The following is a 22,091-nucleotide window of genomic DNA, read 5'->3' as shown; positions in this document are numbered from 1 at the left end:
GATGACGTATCTGTTCTATCAAACGCGGCCGTAGCGGTCTTCAAAGCGGACAATATCGTCTTCCCCAAGGTAGCTGCCCGATTGAATTTCAATCAATTCCAGCGGTAGCTTGCCCGGGTTGGCCAGAGAATGGACCACGCCGAGGGGAATATACGTGGACTGGTTCTCGGTCAGCAAATATTCCTTGTCGCCATTGGTGATCTGCGCCGTGCCGGACACCACGATCCAGTGCTCGGCGCGGTGGTGATGCATTTGCAATGACAGCTTGGCGCCAGGCTTGACAGTGATCCGCTTGACCTGAAAGCGCTCGCCATTGCCGATGGAATCATAGGAGCCCCACGGACGGAAAACTTCACGGTGCATGGTGGCCTCGGGACGCTCCCTGGCGACCAGTTGCGCAACCAAGGTTTTTGTTTGTTGTGCCTGATCCGCATCCATGACCAGCACGGCATCGGCCGTTTCCACGATCACGGTATTGCGCATGCCGATGGCGGTGACCAGGCGGCTAGTGCTGTGTACCAGGCAATCGTTGCAATCCTGAATCAGCACATCGCCATGGGTGCTATTGCTATAGGCATCTTTTTCCGCCACCTCGAGTACGGCTTTCCAGGAGCCGATATCATTCCAGCCCGCATCGAGGGCGATGGTCGAGGCATGGCTGGTGCGTTCCATGACCGCATAGTCGACGGCGATATCGGGGCTGGCGGCGTAGGCATCCTTGTCCAGGCGAATGAAGTCGAGGTCGCTCTTTGCTGCGGCGATGGCAGCGCGGCAAGCGGCCAGGACGGCGGGCTGAAAGCGTTCCAGCTCTTCCAGGTAGCGGCTGGCGCGGAACAGGAACATGCCGCTGTTCCAGAAGTAGTCGCCGCTGGCGATATATTGTTCTGCAAGCGCCAGGGCCGGCTTTTCCACGAATTCAAGTACGCGTTGGACTTGCCCGTTTGCAGCGCCCTCGGCGCGAATATAGCCGTATCCTGTTTCTGGACCCGTTGGCGTGATGCCGAAAGTCAGCAAATTACCTGCCTCTGCAGCAGTACGCGCCAGCGCGATGGTTCGATGGAACGCCGGGGTATCCAGAATGACGTGATCCGATGGCAGCACCAGCAGGAGCGGATCTTCGCCGTTCTCCATCGCATGCAAGGCGGCCGAGGCGATCGCCGGCGCCGTATTGCGGCGCATGGGTTCGAGTAACAGGCGGCTATGTTCCAGGCCGATCTCTCGCACTTGCTCCGCGACAATAAAGCGCGAGGATTCGTTGCATACCAGAAGTGCTGGCGACGCGCTGTCGATATCTGCCAGGCGTTGCAGCGTTTGTTGCAGCATGCTGCCTTGAGTGGACAAGCGCAGAAACTGCTTTGGGAACGCCTCGCGCGAAAGAGGCCATAAACGTGTGCCGGAACCACCACAAAGAATTACCGGTAGGAGGGGAATAGTCATCTATGCTTCAATGTAAATGTAATTATTGCCAATGGGGGCAATATTCTAATGAATTACAGGGATCTCTGTCTTTTCTCCCGACGCTATTGGGTCTGGGAGGCAGGTAGTTCAGCTCATCCTGTATTGTAGTTTGCTACCCCGGTATTCCTGCTTAGCACACAACGTTTTCAAGCAAAAAAGCAACAAAGACGCATAGGGCACTGATACTGAGAATGAGCACGGCTCCTGCGGCGCAATCCTTGGCGATCTTGATACTGGGATGGAGGGCCGGGTGGAGGTGATCAATTAAATTTTCGAGGGCGGTGTTGAAGAGTTCCGCAGCCAGAACCATGCCGCAGTTGAGTAATAATAAAGCCCACCAGATTATCGCTGGCCGGTAGCGGGCAAGTACCAGCAATACCAAGAGGGCGGCAAGGCATTGCAGCCGAAAGCTCGATTCCATGCGGAAGGCGGCACTCAAGCCTTGCAGGGCAAATCCCATGCGTTTATGGAAAGGCTGGTTTTTCATTGGCTATGCATGATTGGTCAGGGCGTTTCTTGTTCCTGACGGCCGGTGCTCTTCAGCGCGCATTATTGAAGAAAAATAAAAAGCCCGTTTTCAAGAAATGAAAAGGGCTTTTAGCGAGGAAGTGGCGCTGCGTATGACAAGGCCAGCTTCTCGTGGGACCAGGCCAGCGTGTCGAGGTTTGACGTCAATCCGCAGGCTTGGTCTTGTCTGTTTCAGCCAGAGGCGTTGACAGATTACTTGGCGTGGCTTGAGGGCGTGTGCGCGGTGGTCGAATCCGAGCTAGCAGCACCAGCCACAACGGCAACTGCTGCGCCGATTGCGATCAGGGCGCTCGTGCTCAGGCCGGCAACAGTGCCGCCGGCGGCAGCGCCAGCAGCTGGTGCAGCTGCTGCTGGTGCAGGAGCTGGTGCCGATTGAGCCATGGCTTGTGCGGAAGCGAAGCACAGGATTGCCGAAGCGATCAGAATTTTCTTCATGGGATATCCTTTTAGGTTGAACAGCGGGAATGGCAAACTGTCACGCGATTGTAGCAACATTTCTCCTGCTAGTCTGCGCCACACAGTTCACGGTAACAATAATTTATTCTATTTTAGCTGTATACCAAGTTATTCACGGTGTCTGATAAACCGCGATGTTGTTCTCTATCAACAAACCGCTATCGTGCCGATGTGGTTGCCTATGCGTTTTGTCACATGTCGCGAGAATTCCTGACGAGTTCGAACGAGCCGCACAAGTTTGCCAACTCCTTGCCATCGCGCGTAAAATGCAGGCTTCGCGGGTGTAGCTCAATGGTAGAGCAGAAGCTTCCCAAGCTTACGACGAGGGTTCGATTCCCTTCACCCGCTCCATTTTCCGCTGGCGCCTGGTTTTGTGCGGCGCGGCCACTATTTTCCTCATTCCCATGTCTTCTGATACCCCAGCAAACGGCCCGGCGCGGCCGATGATGTACGATCCGACCGAACACCGTATCCGCAGTTTCGTGACCCGCGCGGGACGGCTGTCTGTCGCGCAGGCGCGCGCGCTCGAGACCCTGGGGCCGCAGTTCCTGCTGCCTTTCGCCAAGGAGTCCATGGACTTCGAGCAGGTCTTCGGCCGCAAGGCGCCCGTCATCCTGGAGATCGGCTTTGGCATGGGCGCGACGACGGCGCATATCGCCAAGGCCATGCCGGAGAAGGATTTCATCGGCGTCGAAGTGCATACGCCCGGTGTTGGCAGCCTGTTGAAGCTGATCGGCGAAGAGTCACTGACGAATCTGCGCCTGCTGCAGCACGATGCTGTGGAAGTGCTGACGCACATGATTCCTGCCAATTCGCTGGCCGGTATCCACGTGTTCTTCCCCGATCCATGGCACAAGGCGCGCCACAACAAGCGCCGCCTGATCCAGTCGCCGTTCGTCAAGCAATTGACCGATCGTCTGGCGCCGGGCGGCTATCTGCATTGCGCCACCGACTGGGAAGATTACGCGGTGCAAATGCTGGAAGTGCTGGGCGCCGAGCCGCAACTGCGCAATAGCGCTGAGGGCTACGCGCCCCAACCCGCGTATCGTCCACTGACCAAGTTTGAAAACCGCGGCTTGAAGCTGGGCCATGGCGTGTGGGACCTGGTGTTCATCAAGAAATAACCTGGCGGTTTGCCCACCTGTGCCGTTGGCACGAGAAAAAGCCTGCCGCGGCGACGCCGCAGGCTTTTTTATGTACGCGCTATCGTGCGCTGGCTAGGCAAGGTGGGCGAATTACGGTAGTCTTATCTTTTTTGCATTGATTGATATTATGTCCAAGAAAATACTCGTGACCGGCGCATCCGGTTTCATCGGTTCGCATACCTGTGTCGAATTGCTGGCTGCCGGCTTTGAGGTAGTCGCGGTGGATAATCTGTGCAACAGCGCGCGCGAAGCGATGGCGCGTGTGGAGCGCATTGCCGGCAAAAGCGTGCCCTTCTATGAGGCGGACGTGCGCGACCGCACGGCCATGGCCGCCGTCCTGCGCGAGCACACCATCGATGCCGTGATCCATTTCGCAGGCTTGAAGGCGGTGGGCGAATCCGTGGCCCAGCCACTGATGTATATGGATAACAATGTATCGGGCACCGTGGCGCTGCTGGAAGTGCTGGCGGCGGCGAACGTGAAGCGTTTTGTGTTCAGCTCGTCGGCTACCGTGTATGGCGATCCGGAAGCCTTGCCGATCCTGGAATCGTCGCGCCTGTCCGTGACGAACCCGTACGGCCGCTCCAAGCTGATGGTCGAGCAGATCCTGGCCGATCTCGTGCATGCTGATGCTCAATGGCAAGTCGGCGTGTTGCGCTATTTCAATCCGGTCGGTGCCCATGCCAGCGGCTTGATCGGCGAAGATCCGGCCGGTATCCCGAACAATCTGATGCCCTTCATCGCCCAGGTGGCCGTCGGCCGCCGCGAGCGCCTGGCTGTGTTCGGCAACGACTACGATACGCCGGACGGCACGGGCGTGCGCGACTACATCCACGTGGTCGACCTGGCGCTGGGCCACGTGGCCGCGTTGAATCGCCTGTTTTCCACCGAGGGCGGCTTTACCGTCAACCTGGGCACGGGCCACGGCTACAGCGTGCTTGACACTGTACGCGCCTTCGAGGCCGCCAGCGGCCGCAAAGTCCCCTACGACATCGTGCCGCGCCGTCCCGGCGACATCGCCAGCTGCTACGCCTCGGCCGACAGGGCAAAGCAATTGCTGGGCTGGCAAGCACAGAAAAACATCGACGACATGTGCCGCGACCACTGGCGCTGGCAGCACCAGAATCCGCAAGGCTACCTTGCCTGAGAGAAGAGAGATTTACTTAGTTTTGGCATAGCAGTAATGCATCTTGCCAGTTTGGTAATCCGCAGAAAGTTTCCATCAGTTTCTGCGACGACAGTACCGAATTGGCAGGTCGCTGCGCCGGGACCGGGTACTCAGATGCCAATATTGGTGTCAGCTGCGGCTTTTTTGTGACCGATGCATGGGCCATGATCGCTTCGGCAAAGCCAAACCACGTGGTTTTTCCTTGAGCCGTCAAATGGTAGAGCCCGGAGTGCCCGTCCCACCACGCTTGCTGGTCGGCGGCGGCCAAGCTTTGCGCTACGATGTGCGCGGTGGTATCGGCAATGGTACGGCTCCATGTCGGAGCGCCGAATTGATCTGACACGATGTTCAGCGCGTCACGCTCCTGGGCCAGGCGGCGCATGGTGAGCAGGAAGTTTTTGCCATGCGTGCTGTACACCCAGCTGGTGCGTAGAATAAGGTGGGTTACGCCCGTGGCTTGAATGGCCTGTTCGCCCGCCAGCTTGCTGCTGCCGTAAACATTCACTGGACAGGTAGGATCAGTTTCCAGATAGGCACTGTCCTTGTTGCCATCGAACACGTAGTCGGTACTGTAATGTATCAGTGTGGCGCCAAGCTTTTTGGCTTCCTCTGCCATGACGCCGGGAGCCTCGCCATTGATGCGCAGTGCGAGTTCCGGTTCGCGTTCCGCTTGATCGACCGCGGTATAGGCGGCAGGGTTGACGATCAGCGTAGGCTTCACACGGCGAATGACGTCCCGCACCTGTTGCAGATTGCTCAAATCCATTTGACTACGGTCCAATGCGATGACCTCGCCCAAGCCTTGCAGGCTGCGTTCGAGCTCATAGCCTACCTGTCCAGTTCTTCCGGAGATTAAAATACGACCCATGAGTGTTCCTGTTTATATTGGTGTCAATAGTATGCCTGAAGGTGGCTGGATTAAGTGAAAGCGTCCGTCAGTTTTTCAGTGCCTTGTCTGGTAAAAGTTGACATGCGCCACCCATAAAAAACCCCGCTGCACATCACTGTGCAGCGGGGTTTTTTTTGTAGTCTTCCTAGCCGGATATTATGGGTAGAGGCCGCGCACTTCGCGAGCTTGCAGCACGCGCGTGCATGCCAGGATGAAGGTCGCGGTACGCATCGACACTTTCTTCTCTTGCGACACTTGCCATACCGAGTCGAACGCTTCGCGCATGATGCGGGTCAGGCGGCTGTTGATTTCTTCTTCCGTCCAGAAGAAGCTCGAGAAGTTCTGCGCCCACTCGAAGTAGCTGACGGTCACGCCGCCGGCGTTGGCCAGCACGTCCGGCACGATCAGCACGCCGCGGTCGGTCAGGATGTCGTCCGCTGCCGGCAGGGTCGGGCCGTTGGCGCCTTCCAGGATGATCTTGGCGCGGATGACTTGTGCGCGTTCGGCCGTGATCTGCTGTTCCAGCGCTGCCGGGATCAGGATGTCGCAATCGATGCCCCAGAAATCTTCGCGTGGCACGAATGCCTCGGCGCCCGGGAAGCCTTCGACGCTGCCCACTTCGGCCACGTGTGCCAGCAATTGCGGGATGTTCAAGCCGCCGGAGTGCACGACGGTCGTTTTGTGGTCTTGTACCGCGACCACTTTCGAGCCGGCCTCAGCGAACATGCGGGCAGCGACGCCGCCCACGTTGCCGAAACCTTGCACGATGACTTTCGCGCCTTCGAGCGACATGCCGACCTTGGCGGCCGCATCGCAACCGACGACGAACACGCCGCGGCCCGTCGCATCGCGGCGGCCCAGGCTGCCGCCCAGCGAGATTGGCTTGCCCGTCACCACGCCGGTCGACATATTGCCGCCGATCATAGCGTAGCTGTCCATCATCCACGCCATGACTTGTTCATTCGTGTTGACGTCCGGCGCCGGGATATCCTTGTTCGGTCCGATGATCATGCTGATCTCGCTCGTGTAGCGGCGGGTCAGGCGTTGCAGTTCGTTGCGCGACAGGGTCTTCGGATCGACACGGATACCGCCCTTGGCGCCGCCGTATGGCACGTTGACCGCTGCATTCTTGACCGTCATCCAGGCCGATAGGGCCATCACTTCCGACAAGGTCACGTCCTGGTGGAAGCGCACGCCGCCTTTGCCCGGGCCGCGCGACAGATTGTGCTGCACGCGGTAGCCTTCGTAGTGGGCAATGGTGCCGTCATCGCGCTCGATAGGCACGTCGACCGTCAGGATGCGCTTTGGACGCTTCAGCGTTTCCACCCAGCGCGACAGGTTGCCCAGGTATGGCGTAACGCGGTCGATCTGCTCGAGGTAGACGCCCCATGGGCCAAGGTCTTCAGGATTGAGGTAGGAAGGAAGTGCGTGCTTGCTGGTCATGCTTGATAAGCTCCTGGACAATACGAATACGTTAGAGGCACAGCCGAGATGCAGCTGCGCGCAGCGGAACCGCATCGTAGGCGATAGCCTCATGCCCCGGCCAATGCTTTGTGCGCATCCGGTTATGCATTTATTGCATAGTTATATTGCCAGGATTGCCAGTCAGGATCGGGCAGCCTCGGCTGCGCGCTTGCGGCGCTTGCCCATGCGCGCTTTGCCATCTTGCGCCTGCACCAGGTACTGCCACAGGCTTTCGACGATCTGCTTGCCAGGGCGCAGGCTCGATGGGCGCTCGCGATATAAACGGATTTCCAGCTCGATTTCCCAGCCGGGCGCGCCGCCGTCGGCGCGTGCCAGATGCTTGTATTTGACGTCGCGCATGACGGCCGATTCGGGCAGGAAGGCGATGCCGCGGCCTTCCAGGGCCATCATTTTGAGGCCTTCGGCCATGTCCGTTTCGTAGCAGGTTTCCAGGAACAGGGGCGCTTTGGCGTCGGCCAGCAGCAATTCCACCATGCGTCCCAGGTAGGCGTTGCTGGTGTAGGAAAGGAAGGGCAATGGCTCCTTGGCGCTGCCGGGCAGGACGAAGTCCGGCACCTTGTCCTGGCCGCAGCGCGCATACGCGCGCAGGGTTTCGCGGCCCATCACCAGCATGTCGTAGCGGCCGGGATCCAGCTGCACCGGTTGGCGCGGATGGTGGTAGCACAGCAGCAGGTCGCAGCCGCCGTCGACCAGCTGCAGCACGGCGTCGTGCACGTTCAGGGCCATCAGGCGGCTGTTGATCGGCGCGAAACCCTCTTCCAAGGCCGTCAGCCATTTCGGCATGAAGGTCAGCGACAGGGTATGCGGCACGGCGAAATCGACGCTCGTTTGCGTGGCCGCGCGCTTGCCGCGCAACAGGGCGCGCACGCCGTTGATTTGCCCCAGCATTTCCAGCGCCTGTTCGTAGAACACGGCGCCGGCCGGCGTCAATCGCGTGGGGTAGGAGGTGCGATCGACCAGGTCGATGCCGAGCCAGTTTTCCAGCGACTGGATGCGCCGTGAGAATGCGGGCTGGGTCACGTGGCGCAGGGCTGCGGAACGGCTGAAATTATGTGTTTCAGCGAGCGAGATGAAGTCTTCCAGCCATTTGGTTTCCATCGCGGGACCGTTCCGTTATCAAGGGCAAAGGCAAGGTAAAGTGGTCAGGGCGTCTCGGGCGATGTCGCCGGCTGGTACAGCGCGGCGGGCAGGCCAAAGAAGGACGGCGGACCCAGGGTCGTGCCATCGAGCGAGCCGCCCGCGTTCAAGCCCTTGTTGATGGCCGCCAGCAGGGAGCTGCGGTCGGCCAGGTTTTGCAGCAGCGCGCGCGGGCCGTTGTGGAAAGTGTGCTGGGCGATATCCGCGGCGACGACAAAGATCGGCTCGCGGCGCAAGGGGAACTCCACCCATTCGCCGTCTTCGTCCTGGGCGCAGAACGTGTCGGGCAGGGTCATGTTTTCAGCGCCGGGAAGGTGCGACGCCAGCACCAGGCCGAAAGCTTCCGGCACCACGTCGGCCAGGCGGCGCACGGTGAGGTCGTCCTGCACCAAGGCGCGTACTTGCGCTTCCACCGCATCGTCGGCGTCAGGCTGGGCGCCCAGGATTTTCACGGCCTGATAGATCAGGTCCGGCGAGAGTGCTTCCATCAAATCATCTCCAGAATCATGGCGACGATTTCGTCGCCGTACGAGGCCAGTTTTTTCTCGCCCACGCCGCTCACGCCGCGCATCTGCTCGAGCGAAGTGGGCTTGGCTTTGGCGATTTCACGCAAGGTGGCATCGACGAAAATCACATAGGCGGGCACGTTGTGCGTGCGCGCCGTCTCCACGCGCCACCAGCGCAGCTTGTCGAAGATCGCCTGCTCGCTTGCCGATAGATCCGTCTCGACATAGCCCTTCGCCACGCTGGTGCTGCGCTTGCTGGTTTTCACCGGTTTCTGGTACTGGCGCAGCTGTACTTTCTGGCCGCCCTTGAGCACGGGGCGCGAGGCGTCCGTCAGTTTCAGCGAGCTGTATTGTTCATGGTCGACCGAGACGAGACCCAGCGCGATGGCCTGGCGCAGGATCGATTTCCATTCCGCTTCGCCCAGGTCCGAGCCGATGCCAAACACCGACAAGGAATCGTGGTGCCAGGTCTTGATGCGTTCCGATTCCACGCCGCGTAGCACGTCGATCACGTGGCCGCCGGCGAAGCGCTGGTCGACGCGGTAGATGGCCGACAGCAGTTTTTGCACAGGCACCGTGCCGTCGAACGATACGGGCGGCACCAAACAGGTGTCGCAATTTCCGCACGGCGAAGCCGGTTCGCCGAAGTATTCGAGCAATCGCATGCGCCGGCAGCTGAGCGTTTCGCACAGGCCCAGCATGGCGTCGAGTTTGACGCCCAGCACGCGCTTGAAAGTGTCGTCCGCCTCGGACTCGTCGATCATGCGCCGCTGCAGCACCACGTCCTGCAAGCCGTAGGCCATCCAGGCGTTGGCGGCCATGCCGTCGCGGCCCGCGCGCCCCGTTTCCTGGTAATAGCCCTCGATGCTTTTCGGCAGATCCAGGTGGGCTACGAAGCGCACGTCGGGCTTGTCGATGCCCATGCCAAAGGCGATGGTGGCGACCATGACGATGTTTTCTTCGCGCAGGAAGCGCGCCTGGTTGGCGCTGCGTTTGGCGTACTCCATGCCGGCGTGATACGGCAGGGCGCGGATGCCGCTCTGGTTCAAAAATTCCGCCGTCTCTTCGACTTTTTTGCGCGACAGGCAGTACACGATGCCGCAGTCACCCGCGTGTTCCGTGTTGATGAAGTCGAGCAGCTGCTTGCGGCCATTCGCCTTTTCCACGATCTGGTAGCGGATGTTCGGGCGGTCGAAGGACGAGACGAACTGGCGCGCGTCTTCCAGCTGCAAACGCAGGGCGATTTCGGCGCGCGTCTGCGGGTCGGCTGTGGCCGTGAGCGCGATGCGCGGCACGTCCGGGAACTGTTCGTGCAGCACCGACAGCTTGATGTATTCGGGACGGAAGTCGTGGCCCCACTGGGCCACGCAATGCGCCTCGTCGATGGCGAACAGGGATATCTTCGAGGCCTGGAACAGGTCCAGGCAACGCTGCGTCATCAGGCGCTCGGGCGCCACGTAGACGACATCGATGCCGCCGGTGCGCACCAGGCGCTCGATGCGGCTCGCTTCTTCGTAGGTTTGCGTGGAATTGAGGAAGGCGGCGCGCACGCCGACTTCGGCCAAAGCGTCCACCTGGTCCTGCATCAGCGCGATCAAAGGCGAGACGACGACGCCGACGCCATCGCGCAGCAGCGCGGGAATCTGATAGCACAGCGACTTGCCGCCGCCCGTGGGCATCAGTACCAGCGCGTCGCCGCCATGGCTGACGTGGTCGACGATGTCGGCTTGCTGGCCTCGGAAGGCCGGGTAGCCGAAAACGGTTTGCAGCAGGTGCAGCGCGCGCTGGTTAAGATCTTGATTCATAGTGCCTTATTCTGCCCAAACAACCCAGCCGTAGTGGGCGCTGGCCAACACCAGCAAGCCGAACACAATGCGGTACCAGGCGAAAAACGTGAAGTCGTGCGAGCTGATATAGCGCAGCAGCCAGCGCACGCACAGGAAGGCGGAGATGAAGGCGGACACGGTGCCCAGGCCGAACAGGGGCACGTCGGTGGCCGACAGGATATCGCGCGCCTTGTACAGCGAGTAGAAGGTGGCCGCCAGCAGGGTCGGGATGGCCAGGAAGAACGAGAATTCCGTGGCCGTCTTGCGCGACAGGCCCAGCAGCATGCCGCCGATGATGGTCGAGCCGGAGCGGCTGGTGCCGGGAATCAGCGCGAACGCCTGCGCGCAGCCCACTTTCAAGGCGTCGAATGGCGTCATTTCATCGACCGAGTTGACGCGCACGGTGACGGGATTGGTGCGCGCGCGGCGCTCCACCAGCAAAATCACGATGCCGCCGATGATGAAGGCCATGGCCACCGGTACTGGTTTGAACAGCGCATGCTTGATCATCTTGCCAATCGCCAGACCGATGACGGCCAGCGGCAGGAAGGCGATGGCCACGTTCAGCACGAACTTGCGCGACTTCGCTTCGCTGCCAAAGGTGGTCAGCACGCTGCCGATGCGCTGGCGGTATTCCCAGCACACGGCCAGGATGGCGCCGGCCTGGATGGCGATCTCGAAGACATCCATGACTTCTTTCGATACATCCTTGGTAAAGTCGAGCAGGCTGCCGGCCAGGATCAGATGACCGGTGGACGAAATCGGCAAGAATTCGGTAAAACCTTCGACCAGCCCCATGATGATGGCTTTTAACGCAAGAATGAGATCCATAGATGTATAAAAGGGTATAAGTACGGGTATAAGTGACAGGATGGGGTGAGTGTGCGGCGCCCGCAATGTGCGCGGGGTCGAAGCTTACCATGCCGCAGGCCCGGCTAGCCGATTTGGGCGCTGGCGGACAGCGGTTTTTTGCCGCTGCCAGCCAGGCAAGGGACGGGTTCAGGAAGCCTGTTTTGCCGGCGCCACCAGGCGCGCGCTGGCCGCCACCAGCAGCAGGGCGGCGCCCAGCATGGCGAAGGCGATATTCAGGCTGGTAGCGTGCGCCACGAAGCCGATCACGGCCGGACCAGCCAGGATGCCCGCATAGCCGATGGTGGTGATGGCCGCCACCGCCAGGCTGGCCGGCATGGCATGTTGCTGGCCCGCCGCCGTAAACAGGATGGGCACGATGTTTGCCGCACCGAGGCCGATCAGCACGAACCCAAGCATGGCCAGGCTGGCATGCGGCGCCAGCACGGCCAGGAAGAAGCCTGCCGCCGCGCACAAGCCGCCAAAAGTAAGCACCCGCTTGCCGCCAAAGCGGCTGACCACCTTGTCGCCCGTGAAGCGGCCCACCGTCATGGCGATGGCGAAGGCAGCGTAGCCGAGGCCGCCCTTGGCTTCTTCCACGCCGCGCGTGGTGGTGAGGAACAGGGCGCTCCAGTCGAGGATCGCGCCTTCGGCCAGAAAGACGATAAAGCACAGCAAGCCGATGAAAATGACGGCGCCGTGCGGCATGACGAACAGCGGCGTCTTTTCGCCGGTTGCGGACGCGGTCGGCAGCAGATGGCCTTGCGCCGCGCCCAGCACACCGCACAGCAGCAGCATCACCACGACGCAGGACCAGGCCGGCGTCAGGCCCAGCCACAGCAGCAGGGCCATGCAGGCCGCGCCGGCGAAGCCGCCCACGCTGAACAGCGCATGAAAACCCGACATCATGGCGCCGCCGTTGGCTTTTTCGATGATCACGGCCTGGATATTGATGGCCACGTCAAACGTGCCCATGGCCGCGCCGAACACCAGCAGCACCAGGCCCAGTTGCAGCGGCGTGGCGGCCAGCGCCAGGCCGGGCAGCACGGCGGTCAGCAGCAGGCCTGCGCAGACGATGACCTTGCGGCAGCCGAAGCGTGCCGTGAGCATGCCCGTAAACGGCATCGCGCACAGCGAACCGGCGCCCAAGCACAGCAGCAAAATGCCCAGGGTGGCCTCATCGAGGCCCAGGCGCGACTTGGCGTAGGGGACCAGCGGGGCCCAGGCCGCCATGCCGAGGCCGGCGGCAAAGAAAACCAGGCGCGTGGCGCGTTGTTGCAGGGTGCCGGTGAGATGCATGGGGGAGCTTTTCAAGAGTCGGATGGATAAAATCAGGCGCGGGCGCGCAAGATCTGCACGCCCAGCCGTTCAAAGGCGGCCACGTGGGCCGCATCGGCATCGGCTTCCAGCACCAGGTGCTGCAGCAAGCCCGTGGCCAGCACGCCGAATGGCGCGGCCGTGCCCAGCTTGTCGCTGGTGACGGCGACGACTACCGCCTTGCTGGCACCGGCGATGCTGCGCTTGAACTCGGCCTCGTCGTAGTTGAATGCCGTCACGCCTGCGTCCGCATCGGCGCCGCAGGCACCGAGGAAGCACAGGTCGGGATGCATGCGCTCGACCGTGCGCAAGGCTTGCGGACCCAGGCTGGCGCCCGCGCGGCGGTCGACCCGGCCGCCAGCCATGATCAGCTCGATTTCCGGGCGTTCCATCAGTGCCATGGCGATCGCAGGCGCATTGGTGATGACAGTGAGCGCCAACTCTGGCAAGGCGCTGGCGATGGCCAGGTTGGTCGAACCCGCATCAAAAAACAATACCTGGCCCGCGCGCACGAGCGACACGGCGGCCTGCGCCAGGCGCGCCTTGCGTTCGGGCGCTTCCTGCTTGCGCTGCGTCAGGGTGCCGCCGTCGGGCGCCAGCGGCAGGGCGCCGCCATACACGCGCTGGCACAGGCCGGCCGCCGCCATCTCGCGCAGGTCGCGCCGTATCGTATCTTCGGAAACATCGAGCTGGCGCGCCAGGTCCAGTGCCAGCACCCTGCCATCGGCGTGCAATTGTTGCTGAATCAGCGCGTGGCGTTGTTTGAGGAGCAGGGTGGCGGACATGGTGAACTTGTAAACGTGCAGGAATGTGCATGAATATACGCAAACGTGCAAAATGCGTCAACGTTTACTTGATGCAGGCATCGTCGCAAATCAATTTGCAAAAAAGATAAATTTACGTTTATGCTCATCGCCGATATCGTGATGCACCTTGGTGTTTGCTTACCAAGGAATAAGGGAAACAGACGGATGAGCGACATTAAACTTTTCAAGTTGGCCCATGGCCAAGCCCAGGAACTGCAAGGTAGCGCATCGGACCTGGAAAAACCATTGCAGACCTTGATTGAGGCAAACCTCGATACTTTGCTGAGCATCCGTTTTCTGGCGAGCGAGTATTCGACCGGCAAGACGCATGCTGGGCGCATCGATTCCCTTGGATTGGATGAGAACAATTGCCCGGTCATTCTTGAGTACAAACGGTCGGTTGGTGAAAATGTGATCAATCAAGGTTTGTACTACCTGGACTGGCTGATGGACCATCAGGCAGACTTTAAACTGCTGGTCCTCGACAAGCTGGGCAAGCTTGCATCGGAGGCCATCGATTGGAGCGCGCCGCGGGTGATTTGCATTGCGGCTGACTTTACCAAGTTTGATAGCCATGCCGTCCAGCAGATAGGCAGGACGATCGAACTTATTCGCTATCGCCGATTTGCAGAGGACCTGCTCCTTCTTGAGTCCGCAAGCGCCGGCATGGATCCGGCAACAAAAAAGGGCCCTGCCAAGCGGCAGACATCGGTGCCAGCCAGGTTGGAAACAATGGCGGCGGGGCCCGCAGATGGGGGCACGAACAAGTCGACGGGACCAGACAGGGCATTTGTGGAAATACTGGCAGGTCTGTCGGAGTCCATGCGTCAGTTGCTGGCCTCGCTAGAGGATTACACGATGTCGCTGGGGGATGACGTTGAGCGTAAAGAGCTGCGCTTGTATTTGGCTTTCAAACGGCTGAAGAACTTTGCGACGGTGGTGATACACAAGAAGAATTGCCTCGTGCTGTACTTACATATCGACCCGGCGCCCGTATTGCACGTCCTGCCAAAAGCGCGCGACGTTAGCGCCATCGGGCATTGGGGTACGGGTAATCTGGAGATCAACATCGGTACGCTCGCGGAACTCGATGCTGCAAAGCCGTTCATTTTTGCCGCGTATGCAGGCCGGAGTAGCGTGCAAACGTAGCCAATGGTGGCCTATGCGTGTGTCAGTTGTGCGGTGCCGTCAGCCGTTCCAGCTCGGCCAGCCAGTGCACCGCATGCTCGCGGCTGTCGCCGCACATGTCCTCGGATGGCTGCAAGCCGCCGCAAAACGCGGGACGTTCCGGCCGGCCAAAGATCTTGCAGCGGTTGTCGTCAGCCAGCTGCACGCAGCGCATGCCCGCAGGTTTTCCATCCGGCATGCCAGGAATCGGGCTGGTGATGGACGGTGCGGTGCAGCAGGCGCCGCACGAAGGACGGCATGCCAGGGTGGCGGAGGGTGACATGGGATTTCAGGCGAGCGGGTGAGGAGCCGACAGTATAGCAAGCCGGCTCCCATGCGTCGCCAAGGCGCGTTCAGCGCACGATGCTGACGCGCTTGCCCGACAACGTGCGGCGGGCCGGATCGCCATGCACGGTGATGCGGCCGGAACCGCTGGCGCGGGCGTTGACTTCATTCTGGACGGTGACATCGACGTCGCCGGAACCGTTGCTCGCCAGATAGGCAACGTCGCTGCGCAGGGCGGCCAGGTTGATATCGCCCGAACCATTCACGTTGGCGTCGAGGCGCTGCACGGCGCCGCTGGCGCTGATGCTGCCCGAGCCGTTGACGGCCACGTTGACGCGCTCGCCGCGCACATTGCCCAGCTGGATGTTGCCCGAACCGTTCTGCACCGCATCCGTGTTGCCGCTGGCGAGGGCCGCCGCGTTGACGCTGCCGGAACCGTTGTTGGCCACGTCGAAGCGTCCCACGGTGCCCGACAGTTCGCTCTTCATCGAACCGCGTTGTTCCAGGCTGAAATCGTCGCCATTGAAACCGCTGGCCACCAGGCGGCCCGAGCCGGAAATGGTGATCTTCTTCAATTGCGGCGTCGTGTAGATGACGTGGATGCCATTGCTACTACGAATGTTCGTATCGCTCCAGATGCGCAGGGTATTGCCGCTCACTTCGCTATGGATGCGCGGCTGCAGATTGCTGTCCGCTTCGATCACCAGCGATGCAGCTGGCCCGACGCGCACGTCGATCTTGATATCGATGCGTTTCATGCTGTCGATGTCGAGCGTGCTGATGTTGCTGACCTGGCGCACGTCGCGGCTCACTTGCTCGTTGCCTTGGATGGCATTGCCACCCGTGTCGACATGGCGCACTTCGCCATCGTTGGGGTTGATGACGATGGCGCAACCGCCAAGGGCAACGGCACAGCACAGGGTCAGCAAGGTACGCATAGTGTTTCCTTTATGATTGTTTTAGTTTGGGAACAGAAAAAGCCGGCTGCCGCGCCGCGGCTGCCGTGCTGTCGATGACAAGGTAGCAAATCGGACACGCTTGCTGAGTGGAAATGCGATGAACTGCGCAAAATGGGGACTGAAACGCATTCTGCTTCACCCGGCGCCGCAGGCCCGGCGTCGGCACGGAGCGTACAATGCCTGTATCCGACGTGCCCGGCGGTGCCTCGCGCTTGACCTTGGCGGTAGACAGGACTACTATTAATGACTCAAAAGTAAGTTACTTGGAAAGATACATGCAAGCCCCGATTGATACCAAGCCCCGCTGGGAGCGGCGCAAGGATGCCCGCCCGCAGGAATTGCTCGCCGCCGCCCTCGACCTGTTTGTCGAACGGGGCTTTGCATCGACGCGCCTGGAAGATGTGGCCAAGCGGGCTGGCGTGTCGAAAGGCACTCTGTACCTGTACTTTGAGAATAAACAAGAGTTGTTCAAGGCCGTGGTGCGCGACAATATCGTGCAGTCGATCGGCGAGGCGGAAGACAGCATGGCCGCCTCGGACAGCAGCAGCGCCGAGTTGTTGCGCAGCATGATGATGCAATGGTGGGAAGAGTTCGGCGCCACCAAGCTGGCCGGTTTGACCAAGCTGATGCTGGCCGAAGCGAACAATTTCCCGGAACTGGCGCAGTTTTACAACGAAGAGGTGGTCACGCGTGGGAATGCGCTGATTGCCACCCTGGTCGAACGGGGCATGCAGCGCGGTGAATTCCGCCAGGTCGATCCCGTGCTCGTCAGCACCATCCTCAGCGCACCCGTCACCATGCTGATGATGTGGACGCATTCCTTCCTGCCGTGCGAGGTCAAGAATATCGATCCGATCGCCTACATGGATGCGTTTATCGACATGAGCTTGCGCAGCCTGCAGGTGGAGGCGCCCGGGAAAAGTTGAGGCGCCGTGCCCGCTACTACCGTTCAGTTGCCCCTTTTCCAAGGTTCGCCCCCCCAAATCTGCAGATCGTCGCAAATTCCCTCCATTCCCCGCCTTTATGGTTAACATGTGCTTTCAGCCAGTTCAACGATAAAATGGCGGATTATTACTTCACTTACCGAGTCCAAAGATGAATATCGAACAAGCCCGCTTCAATATGATCGAACAGCAAATCCGTCCATGGGACGTACTGGATATCGACGTGCTGGAGCTGTTGAACGTGGTCAAGCGTGAAGATTTCGTACCGGCCGCCTATAAAAACCTGGCCTTCGTCGATACCGAAATTCCACTGGGCGGCGGCGAATGCATGTTGACGCCGAAGCTGGAAGCGCGCATTTTGCAAGACGTAGCCGTCAAGAAGCATGAAAATGTGCTGGAAATCGGCACCGGTAGCGGCTACATGGCCGCTTTGCTGGCGCACAAGGCGCGGCATGTGACGAGCGTGGAAATCGTTCCCCAATTGAAAACCATGGCCGAGCAGAACCTGGCCGCCAATGGCGTGACGAACGTCACCGTGGAACTGGGTGACGGCGCCCAGGGCTGGAGCAAGGGCGCGCCGTACGACGTGATCGTCGTGTCTGGCGCCCTGGCCGTGTTGCCGGAAGCGTTGTTGCAACAAGTAAAAGTGGGCGGCCGCATCCTGGCCATCATCGGCGAAGCGCCGATCATGTCCGCGCATCTGATCACGCGCAGCTCGGACAAGGCCTACGACACGCGCAAGCTGTTTGAAACCAATGTCACGCCGCTGCAAGCTGTTGCACCGTCGCATTTCCAGTTCTGAGGCGACCGATTCGATGGAGCATTTGAGTGCACCGCAGCTGGCCGCCTGGCTGGCTGACCCTTCCCGCCCGCGTCCGTTGTTGCTGGACGTGCGGGAACAGTGGGAGTTTGACCTGTGCCACCTCGACGGTGCCACCCTGATGCAGATGAACTCGATTCCTGCCCGCATCGACGACCTCGATGAAGACGCCGAGATCGTCTGCATCTGCCATCACGGCATGCGCAGCATGCAAGTGGCGGCCTTCCTGGAGCGCAATGGTTTTGGCAAGATCAGTAATTTGACGGGCGGCGTGCACGCCTGGGCGCTGCAAGTCGACAGCGCGATGCCTAAATACTAAGTTATTTTGCAGTAGATGCACCCAGGCATGTTTTCCTGCATGCCTGCGGAGGCCTGTACCCCGCTCATCCGGCGGGCGCAAGGCAAGCGGTAGCAGATTTTTGATTCCATCAACTTTTGACGACTCCAACGGAGAAATGCAATGCGGAAACCCCTTATCGCCGTGCTGATGACCAGCGCCTTTGTCTCGATGACATGCTCGCTGCAAGCGCAGGCGGCCGATCTCATCCAGGTGTACCAGCAGGCGCTGGCCAATGACGCGCAGTATGCGAGTGCGCGTGCGGCCCTGTCGGCCGGGATGGAGCGGGTTCCGCAAGGACTGGCAGGCTTGCTGCCGCAAGTGTCGGCTTCGGGCAGCAATACGCGCAACAGCATCGAGCCGATCACCAGTACGATTTCCATGCCGACGGTCAAGGTGCACACGAATACCTACAATCTGACCTTGGCGCAGCCGCTGTTCCGCTGGGATCGTTGGGAAACCTATCAGCAAAGCAAGCTGGCGCAGGCGATTGCGGAAGCGCAATTTGCACAGGTGCAGCAAGACCTGATCACGCGCGTGGCGCAGGCGTATTTCGACGTGCTGAGCGCGCAAGATAACCTGGGCGCCACGCAGGCGCAAAAAGTGGCCACGACGGAGCAACTGGCATCGGCCAAGCGCAACTTCGAAGTCGGCACGCAAACGATTACCGACACGCACGAAGCGCAGGCGGCCTACGACCTGGTGGTGGCGCAGGAATTTGCCGCCATCAATGACTTGGCCAACAAGCGCAGCGCCTTGCAAACCATCATCGGCGAAGCGCCAACGTCGCTGGCGCCGATGCGCACGGGCGTGGTCATCAGCGCGCCGGAACCGGCCGCCATCGAACCATGGGTGAGCTCGGCGGAAGAGCAGAACTTTGGCGTCGTCACGGCCCAGTTCAACGTGGAATCGGCCAAGCGCGACATCGGCCGCAACCGCGCCGGCCATTATCCGACCCTGGACCTGATCGCCAACGCGGGCCATACCTATACGACGGGCGGCGGCAGCGGCAGTTCCAACAACAACGCCATCGGCGTGCAGTGGAGCATCCCGATCTTCAGCGGCTTTGCCGTCACCAGCAAGGTGCGCGAATCGATCGCGCTGGAAAATAAGGCCCGCAACGACCTGGAAACGGCACGCCGCACGGCATCGCAAGGCGCGCGCCAGGCTTTCCTCGGCGTCAACAGCGGCCTGGCGCAAGTGAAGGCGCTGGAAGCGGCGGAAGTGTCGAGCAAGTCGGCGCTGGAGTCGAACCAGCTCGGTTATCAAGTGGGCGTACGCATCAATATCGACGTCTTGAATGCGCAAAAACAACTGTTCTCGACGCAAAAAGACCTGTCGAAAGCCCGCTACGACACCATCATGAACGGCTTGCGCCTGAAGGCGGCGGCCGGCACGTTGAAGGAAACGGATTTGATGCCCGTCAACGCCTTGCTCGACAAGTAATCTTTTTTCTGCAGATTCAGATGAAAACCAGCCCCGGTGACGGCGCTGGTTTTTCTTCGTCTTGACCTGTTTTCACGCGGCACGGCTGTTGGCTATTTGCGTGAGGATCACCCCCGCCACCACCAGTCCCGCACCGGCCCAATGCAGCGGAGAAATGTGCTTGACGGCAAAGCCCAGCAAACCGTAGCGGTCGATGGCCAGCGCGGCCAGCATCTGTCCGCCGATGACGGCCGCCATGAAGGGGCCGGAACCCATGCGCGGGGCCAGCATCAGCGCGGCCGTAATGTAAAACACGCCGGCCGCGCCGCCCAGCCAGGACCAGCCCGGTCCACGCATGGCGAGACCGACATCGGGCGCGGGCACCCGCCAGACCAGCATCACGAGCGACGCGAGCACGGCGCTGACGGCCAGCGAGGCGAGCGTGGCCCACAGCGGGTGGCCCAGGTTGCGGCCCAGTGCGGCATTCGCGCCCGCCTGGAACGGGACGACGGCGCCGGCCAGCATGGCCAGCGGGGCAAATACGGTAATCCATCCATGCATGTGTGACTCCATCACCTTAAGTTAATGGAGTCATCGTATTATGCTGTCATCATTAAATCCAATTCGTAGTTTGTCAGCCAACTATGCACCAAATGAATAATCTGCGGGTTGTCGATTTGAACTTGCTGGTAATCCTGGAAGCGCTGCTCAGCGAGCGCCACTTGTCGCGCGCGGCCGAGCGCTTGCACATGAGCCAGCCTGCCGTCAGCCATGCGCTGGCCCGCTTGCGCCATCTGCTCGGCGATCCGCTGCTGCTGCGTGGCAAGGGCGGCTTCCAGCCGACGGCGCGTGCTTTGGAGCTGGCGCGGCCGCTGGCCGAAGCCTTGCAAAGCGTGCGCTCCGTGCTCGGTGGCGCCGTCTTCGAGGCGGCCACGGCGCAGCGCGTGTTTCGCCTGGCCATGTCGGATTACGGCGCGGCGCTGATCTTGCCGCGTTTGCTGCGCCGCTTGCGCGTGGAAGCGCCCGGTATCGACCTGGCCATCAGCTATGCCAGCCGCCCGGCCGTGATCGCTGGCGTGCAGGATGGCGAGATCGACCTGGCGCTGGGCGTGTTTCCGCAACTGCCCGAGCACTTACATCGTGAAACCCTGTTCGAGGAAACATTCGTGTGCGCGCTCGACCCGGACAGCCTGGCGTCCGGTGAAATGCTGAGCCTGGAAACCTATCTGGCGCGCCCGCATGTGCTGGTGGCATCCAGCGAAGGCGGCATGGCGGCCGAAGTCGATGCTGCCCTGGCCCAGCTGGGACAGACACGCCGCATCGCCGTGCGTGTGGCGTACTGGACGGTCGCACCGGAGGTCGTGAGGGGGACGGACTTGATCCTGACGGTGGCGCAGCGCGCCTTGCAGGACAGTGCGGCGCAGGGGCTGGCGCTGTACGCCGCGCCATTTGCCATCGCGCCGTTTGCGTTTGAAACGATACGGCACCGCCGCACGGACGGCGATGCGGGCATCGCCTGGCTACGCGCGGCCATTGCACAGGCCGCCGAGCCAGGCTGAGGACTTACAGCCCGCCGCCCTGGCCGTCGAACTTGCGTTCGATCAATTCGATCTTGTAGCCGTCCGGATCGGTGATGAAGGCGATGACGGTATTACCGCCTTTGACGGGACCCGGTTCGCGCGTGACGTTGCCGCCATTCGCGCGTGCGGCGGCGCAAGCGGCGACGATGTCGTCGGCCGAAATGGCGATGTGGCCATACGCCGTACCCAGCTCGTAGCTGGTGGTGCCATAGTTATACGTCAGTTCCAGTTCCGCATGATCGGGATTCGAGCCATAGCCGACGAAGGCCAGGGTGTACTGGTATTCCGGATTGTCGCTGGTGCGCAGCAGCGTCATGCCCAGGACCTTGGTGTAAAAATCGATGGAGCGCTGCAGGTCGCCGACCCGTAACATGGTGTGCAAAATACGCATCGTAAATCCTTGATGGTGATAGGGGAATGGCAGGATTTTATGCGTTTTACGGCTTTCTTGCCGAGACCGCCCCTGCCGCCCGGTGATGGAACAGCAGCGGACGGCATGCCGGCATTACTCCAGATGGGCGTCCAAGGTGATTTCCGTGGCCAGCAACTTCGATACGGGGCAACCGAGCTTGGCGCGCAGGGCCGCGTCCTGGAACGCTTCGTCGGTGGCGCCGGGAATGGTCGCCACCAGGGTCAGGTGCACGGCCGTGATGGCATAGCTGCCATCGATTTTTTCCAGGCTGACATCGGCCGTGGTTTTCAGGGCGGTGGCGCGCATGCCCGCCTCGCCCAGCTGGCCGGACAGGGCCATGGTGAAGCAGGCCGCATGGGCCGCGCCGATCAGTTCTTCCGGATTGCTGCCGGGACCGTCTTCGAAGCGCGTGTTGAAGCCATAGGCTACATTGTCGAGCGCGCCGCTTTGGGTGGAAATAAACCCTTTGCCATCTTTAAGGCCGCCACTCCAGACGGCTGATCCTGTTTTTTTCATGATGTACTCCTTGCGTGGTTCGAGCGCCCATCATGCGCGTGCCACCCTTGCCCTTCCGTTCGTTGCGCCACACAGG

At 60.9% G+C, this 22,091-nt stretch carries 24 protein-coding genes and 1 tRNA gene; 9 read left to right on the top strand and 16 right to left on the bottom strand.

Annotated elements, in window-relative coordinates; all coding sequences use genetic code 11:
• Positions 1-18: 18 nt before the first annotated feature.
• The 3 genes from KO538_RS08950 to KO538_RS08940 form a co-directional block, all read right to left on the bottom strand.
• On the bottom strand, positions 19-1,437 hold the full coding sequence (locus tag KO538_RS08950) for a mannose-1-phosphate guanylyltransferase/mannose-6-phosphate isomerase (RefSeq protein WP_219328059.1): 1,419 nt from the start codon (positions 1,435-1,437) through the stop codon (positions 19-21).
• Positions 1,438-1,588: 151 nt separating this feature from the next.
• Entirely contained in the window at positions 1,589-1,945 is a 357-nt protein-coding gene (locus tag KO538_RS08945; protein WP_219328058.1) for a diacylglycerol kinase, read from the bottom strand.
• Between the two features lie 233 nt (positions 1,946-2,178).
• Entirely contained in the window at positions 2,179-2,421 is a 243-nt protein-coding gene (locus KO538_RS08940) for a hypothetical protein (RefSeq protein WP_219328057.1), read from the bottom strand.
• A gap of 298 nt (positions 2,422-2,719) precedes the next feature.
• On the opposite strand from KO538_RS08940, the gene KO538_RS08935 reads away from it, so the two are divergent.
• The 3 genes from KO538_RS08935 (at position 2,720) to galE (ending at position 4,734) form a co-directional block, all read left to right on the top strand.
• Positions 2,720-2,793 (top strand) — tRNA-Gly (locus KO538_RS08935).
• 92 nt (positions 2,794-2,885) lie between these two features.
• A complete protein-coding gene (gene trmB, locus KO538_RS08930) occupies positions 2,886-3,566 on the top strand; it encodes a tRNA (guanosine(46)-N7)-methyltransferase TrmB (protein ID WP_070302896.1) in 681 nt (226 codons plus the stop codon).
• 148 nt (positions 3,567-3,714) lie between these two features.
• Positions 3,715-4,734 (top strand): UDP-glucose 4-epimerase GalE, encoded by a 1,020-nt coding sequence (galE, locus tag KO538_RS08925; RefSeq protein ID WP_219328056.1) that lies wholly within the window; start codon positions 3,715-3,717, stop codon positions 4,732-4,734.
• Positions 4,735-4,750: 16 nt separating this feature from the next.
• Here the strand turns inward: galE and rfbD are convergent, their stop codons facing one another.
• From rfbD to KO538_RS08885, 8 genes are all read right to left on the bottom strand, one after another.
• Positions 4,751-5,623 (bottom strand): dTDP-4-dehydrorhamnose reductase, encoded by an 873-nt coding sequence (rfbD, locus tag KO538_RS08920; protein WP_072454896.1) that lies wholly within the window; start codon positions 5,621-5,623, stop codon positions 4,751-4,753.
• 177 nt (positions 5,624-5,800) lie between these two features.
• Complete coding sequence (locus KO538_RS08915) at positions 5,801-7,087, bottom strand: Glu/Leu/Phe/Val dehydrogenase (protein ID WP_034745922.1); 1,287 nt, start codon at positions 7,085-7,087, stop codon at positions 5,801-5,803.
• Between the two features lie 162 nt (positions 7,088-7,249).
• A complete protein-coding gene (locus KO538_RS08910) occupies positions 7,250-8,227 on the bottom strand; it encodes a LysR family transcriptional regulator (protein WP_070302899.1) in 978 nt (325 codons plus the stop codon).
• Between the two features lie 44 nt (positions 8,228-8,271).
• Entirely contained in the window at positions 8,272-8,754 is a 483-nt protein-coding gene (locus KO538_RS08905; protein WP_219328055.1) for a hypothetical protein, read from the bottom strand.
• On the bottom strand, positions 8,754-10,577 hold the full coding sequence (gene recQ / locus KO538_RS08900) for a DNA helicase RecQ (RefSeq protein WP_034745931.1): 1,824 nt from the start codon (positions 10,575-10,577) through the stop codon (positions 8,754-8,756). The genes KO538_RS08905 and recQ overlap by 1 nt, the downstream gene beginning before the upstream one ends.
• Before the next feature lie 6 nt (positions 10,578-10,583).
• Positions 10,584-11,429 carry an undecaprenyl-diphosphate phosphatase gene (locus KO538_RS08895; protein WP_070302901.1) on the bottom strand — a complete coding sequence of 282 codons (846 nt, stop codon included), beginning with the start codon at positions 11,427-11,429 and terminating at the stop codon, positions 10,584-10,586.
• 168 nt (positions 11,430-11,597) lie between these two features.
• The gene (locus KO538_RS08890; protein ID WP_051990746.1) at positions 11,598-12,746 is read right to left on the bottom strand and encodes an MFS transporter; all 1,149 of its coding nucleotides are present in this window, start codon (positions 12,744-12,746) and stop codon (positions 11,598-11,600) included.
• Positions 12,747-12,778: 32 nt separating this feature from the next.
• Positions 12,779-13,549 carry a DeoR/GlpR family DNA-binding transcription regulator gene (locus tag KO538_RS08885; protein ID WP_070302905.1) on the bottom strand — a complete coding sequence of 257 codons (771 nt, stop codon included), beginning with the start codon at positions 13,547-13,549 and terminating at the stop codon, positions 12,779-12,781.
• Between the two features lie 186 nt (positions 13,550-13,735).
• Here KO538_RS08885 and KO538_RS08880 point away from each other — a divergent pair, with 186 nt between their 5' ends.
• Entirely contained in the window at positions 13,736-14,719 is a 984-nt protein-coding gene (locus tag KO538_RS08880; protein ID WP_219328054.1) for a DUF5655 domain-containing protein, read from the top strand.
• 22 nt (positions 14,720-14,741) lie between these two features.
• Here the strand turns inward: KO538_RS08880 and KO538_RS08875 are convergent, their stop codons facing one another.
• The gene (locus KO538_RS08875) at positions 14,742-15,020 is read right to left on the bottom strand and encodes a YkgJ family cysteine cluster protein (RefSeq protein ID WP_219328053.1); all 279 of its coding nucleotides are present in this window, start codon (positions 15,018-15,020) and stop codon (positions 14,742-14,744) included.
• Between the two features lie 70 nt (positions 15,021-15,090).
• Entirely contained in the window at positions 15,091-15,960 is an 870-nt protein-coding gene (locus tag KO538_RS08870; protein ID WP_034745945.1) for a head GIN domain-containing protein, read from the bottom strand.
• 296 nt (positions 15,961-16,256) lie between these two features.
• Between KO538_RS08870 and KO538_RS08865 the strand changes: the two genes are divergently transcribed.
• From KO538_RS08865 to KO538_RS08850, 4 genes are all read left to right on the top strand, one after another.
• The gene (locus KO538_RS08865; protein WP_034745948.1) at positions 16,257-16,907 is read left to right on the top strand and encodes a TetR/AcrR family transcriptional regulator; all 651 of its coding nucleotides are present in this window, start codon (positions 16,257-16,259) and stop codon (positions 16,905-16,907) included.
• 169 nt (positions 16,908-17,076) lie between these two features.
• Positions 17,077-17,727 carry a protein-L-isoaspartate O-methyltransferase gene (locus KO538_RS08860; protein WP_034745951.1) on the top strand — a complete coding sequence of 217 codons (651 nt, stop codon included), beginning with the start codon at positions 17,077-17,079 and terminating at the stop codon, positions 17,725-17,727.
• Between the two features lie 13 nt (positions 17,728-17,740).
• A complete protein-coding gene (locus tag KO538_RS08855) occupies positions 17,741-18,064 on the top strand; it encodes a rhodanese-like domain-containing protein (RefSeq protein WP_034745954.1) in 324 nt (107 codons plus the stop codon).
• A gap of 141 nt (positions 18,065-18,205) precedes the next feature.
• A complete protein-coding gene (locus tag KO538_RS08850) occupies positions 18,206-19,528 on the top strand; it encodes a TolC family outer membrane protein (RefSeq protein WP_034745957.1) in 1,323 nt (440 codons plus the stop codon).
• 72 nt (positions 19,529-19,600) lie between these two features.
• On the opposite strand, the gene KO538_RS08845 is transcribed toward KO538_RS08850, so the two are convergent.
• Positions 19,601-20,068, bottom strand: coding sequence for a DMT family transporter (locus KO538_RS08845; RefSeq protein ID WP_034745960.1), 468 nt, complete (start codon positions 20,066-20,068; stop codon positions 19,601-19,603).
• Positions 20,069-20,160: 92 nt separating this feature from the next.
• Between KO538_RS08845 and KO538_RS08840 the strand changes: the two genes are divergently transcribed.
• Positions 20,161-21,066, top strand: coding sequence for a LysR substrate-binding domain-containing protein (locus KO538_RS08840; protein ID WP_219328052.1), 906 nt, complete (start codon positions 20,161-20,163; stop codon positions 21,064-21,066).
• 4 nt (positions 21,067-21,070) lie between these two features.
• Here KO538_RS08840 and gloA read toward each other — a convergent pair whose 3' ends face one another.
• Together gloA and KO538_RS08830 are read right to left on the bottom strand one after the other, a co-directional pair.
• The gene (gloA, locus tag KO538_RS08835; RefSeq protein WP_080698394.1) at positions 21,071-21,478 is read right to left on the bottom strand and encodes a lactoylglutathione lyase; all 408 of its coding nucleotides are present in this window, start codon (positions 21,476-21,478) and stop codon (positions 21,071-21,073) included.
• A gap of 114 nt (positions 21,479-21,592) precedes the next feature.
• A complete protein-coding gene (locus tag KO538_RS08830; RefSeq protein ID WP_034745965.1) occupies positions 21,593-22,015 on the bottom strand; it encodes an OsmC family protein in 423 nt (140 codons plus the stop codon).
• Between the last annotated feature and the right edge of the window lie 76 nt (positions 22,016-22,091).

Origin of the sequence: Janthinobacterium sp. NKUCC08_JDC (assembly GCF_019345575.1) — a bacterium.
Taxonomy (GTDB): Bacteria; Pseudomonadota; Gammaproteobacteria; order Burkholderiales; family Burkholderiaceae_D; genus Janthinobacterium; species Janthinobacterium aestuarii.
The sequence above is the reverse complement of the archived record's forward strand: the minus strand, read 5'-3'. Positions and strand labels throughout refer to the sequence as shown.

Bases quoted from the DNA above. Each gene is read 5' to 3' on its own strand.
- KO538_RS08950 (WP_219328059.1), bottom strand. From the start codon at position 1,437: ATGACTATTCCCCTCCTACCGGTAATTCTTTGTGGTGGTTCCGGCACA.
- KO538_RS08945 (WP_219328058.1), bottom strand. From the start codon at position 1,945: ATGAAAAACCAGCCTTTCCATAAACGCATGGGATTTGCCCTGCAAGGC.
- KO538_RS08940 (WP_219328057.1), bottom strand. From the start codon at position 2,421: ATGAAGAAAATTCTGATCGCTTCGGCAATCCTGTGCTTCGCTTCCGCA.
- trmB (WP_070302896.1), top strand. From the start codon at position 2,886: ATGATGTACGATCCGACCGAACACCGTATCCGCAGTTTCGTGACCCGC.
- galE (WP_219328056.1), top strand. From the start codon at position 3,715: ATGTCCAAGAAAATACTCGTGACCGGCGCATCCGGTTTCATCGGTTCG.
- rfbD (WP_072454896.1), bottom strand. From the start codon at position 5,623: ATGGGTCGTATTTTAATCTCCGGAAGAACTGGACAGGTAGGCTATGAG.
- KO538_RS08915 (WP_034745922.1), bottom strand. From the start codon at position 7,087: ATGACCAGCAAGCACGCACTTCCTTCCTACCTCAATCCTGAAGACCTT.
- KO538_RS08910 (WP_070302899.1), bottom strand. From the start codon at position 8,227: ATGGAAACCAAATGGCTGGAAGACTTCATCTCGCTCGCTGAAACACAT.
- KO538_RS08905 (WP_219328055.1), bottom strand. From the start codon at position 8,754: ATGGAAGCACTCTCGCCGGACCTGATCTATCAGGCCGTGAAAATCCTG.
- recQ (WP_034745931.1), bottom strand. From the start codon at position 10,577: ATGAATCAAGATCTTAACCAGCGCGCGCTGCACCTGCTGCAAACCGTT.
- KO538_RS08895 (WP_070302901.1), bottom strand. From the start codon at position 11,429: ATGGATCTCATTCTTGCGTTAAAAGCCATCATCATGGGGCTGGTCGAA.
- KO538_RS08890 (WP_051990746.1), bottom strand. From the start codon at position 12,746: ATGCATCTCACCGGCACCCTGCAACAACGCGCCACGCGCCTGGTTTTC.
- KO538_RS08885 (WP_070302905.1), bottom strand. From the start codon at position 13,549: ATGTCCGCCACCCTGCTCCTCAAACAACGCCACGCGCTGATTCAGCAA.
- KO538_RS08880 (WP_219328054.1), top strand. From the start codon at position 13,736: ATGAGCGACATTAAACTTTTCAAGTTGGCCCATGGCCAAGCCCAGGAA.
- KO538_RS08875 (WP_219328053.1), bottom strand. From the start codon at position 15,020: ATGTCACCCTCCGCCACCCTGGCATGCCGTCCTTCGTGCGGCGCCTGC.
- KO538_RS08870 (WP_034745945.1), bottom strand. From the start codon at position 15,960: ATGCGTACCTTGCTGACCCTGTGCTGTGCCGTTGCCCTTGGCGGTTGC.
- KO538_RS08865 (WP_034745948.1), top strand. From the start codon at position 16,257: ATGCAAGCCCCGATTGATACCAAGCCCCGCTGGGAGCGGCGCAAGGAT.
- KO538_RS08860 (WP_034745951.1), top strand. From the start codon at position 17,077: ATGAATATCGAACAAGCCCGCTTCAATATGATCGAACAGCAAATCCGT.
- KO538_RS08855 (WP_034745954.1), top strand. From the start codon at position 17,741: ATGGAGCATTTGAGTGCACCGCAGCTGGCCGCCTGGCTGGCTGACCCT.
- KO538_RS08850 (WP_034745957.1), top strand. From the start codon at position 18,206: ATGCGGAAACCCCTTATCGCCGTGCTGATGACCAGCGCCTTTGTCTCG.
- KO538_RS08845 (WP_034745960.1), bottom strand. From the start codon at position 20,068: ATGCATGGATGGATTACCGTATTTGCCCCGCTGGCCATGCTGGCCGGC.
- KO538_RS08840 (WP_219328052.1), top strand. From the start codon at position 20,161: ATGAATAATCTGCGGGTTGTCGATTTGAACTTGCTGGTAATCCTGGAA.
- gloA (WP_080698394.1), bottom strand. From the start codon at position 21,478: ATGCGTATTTTGCACACCATGTTACGGGTCGGCGACCTGCAGCGCTCC.
- KO538_RS08830 (WP_034745965.1), bottom strand. From the start codon at position 22,015: ATGAAAAAAACAGGATCAGCCGTCTGGAGTGGCGGCCTTAAAGATGGC.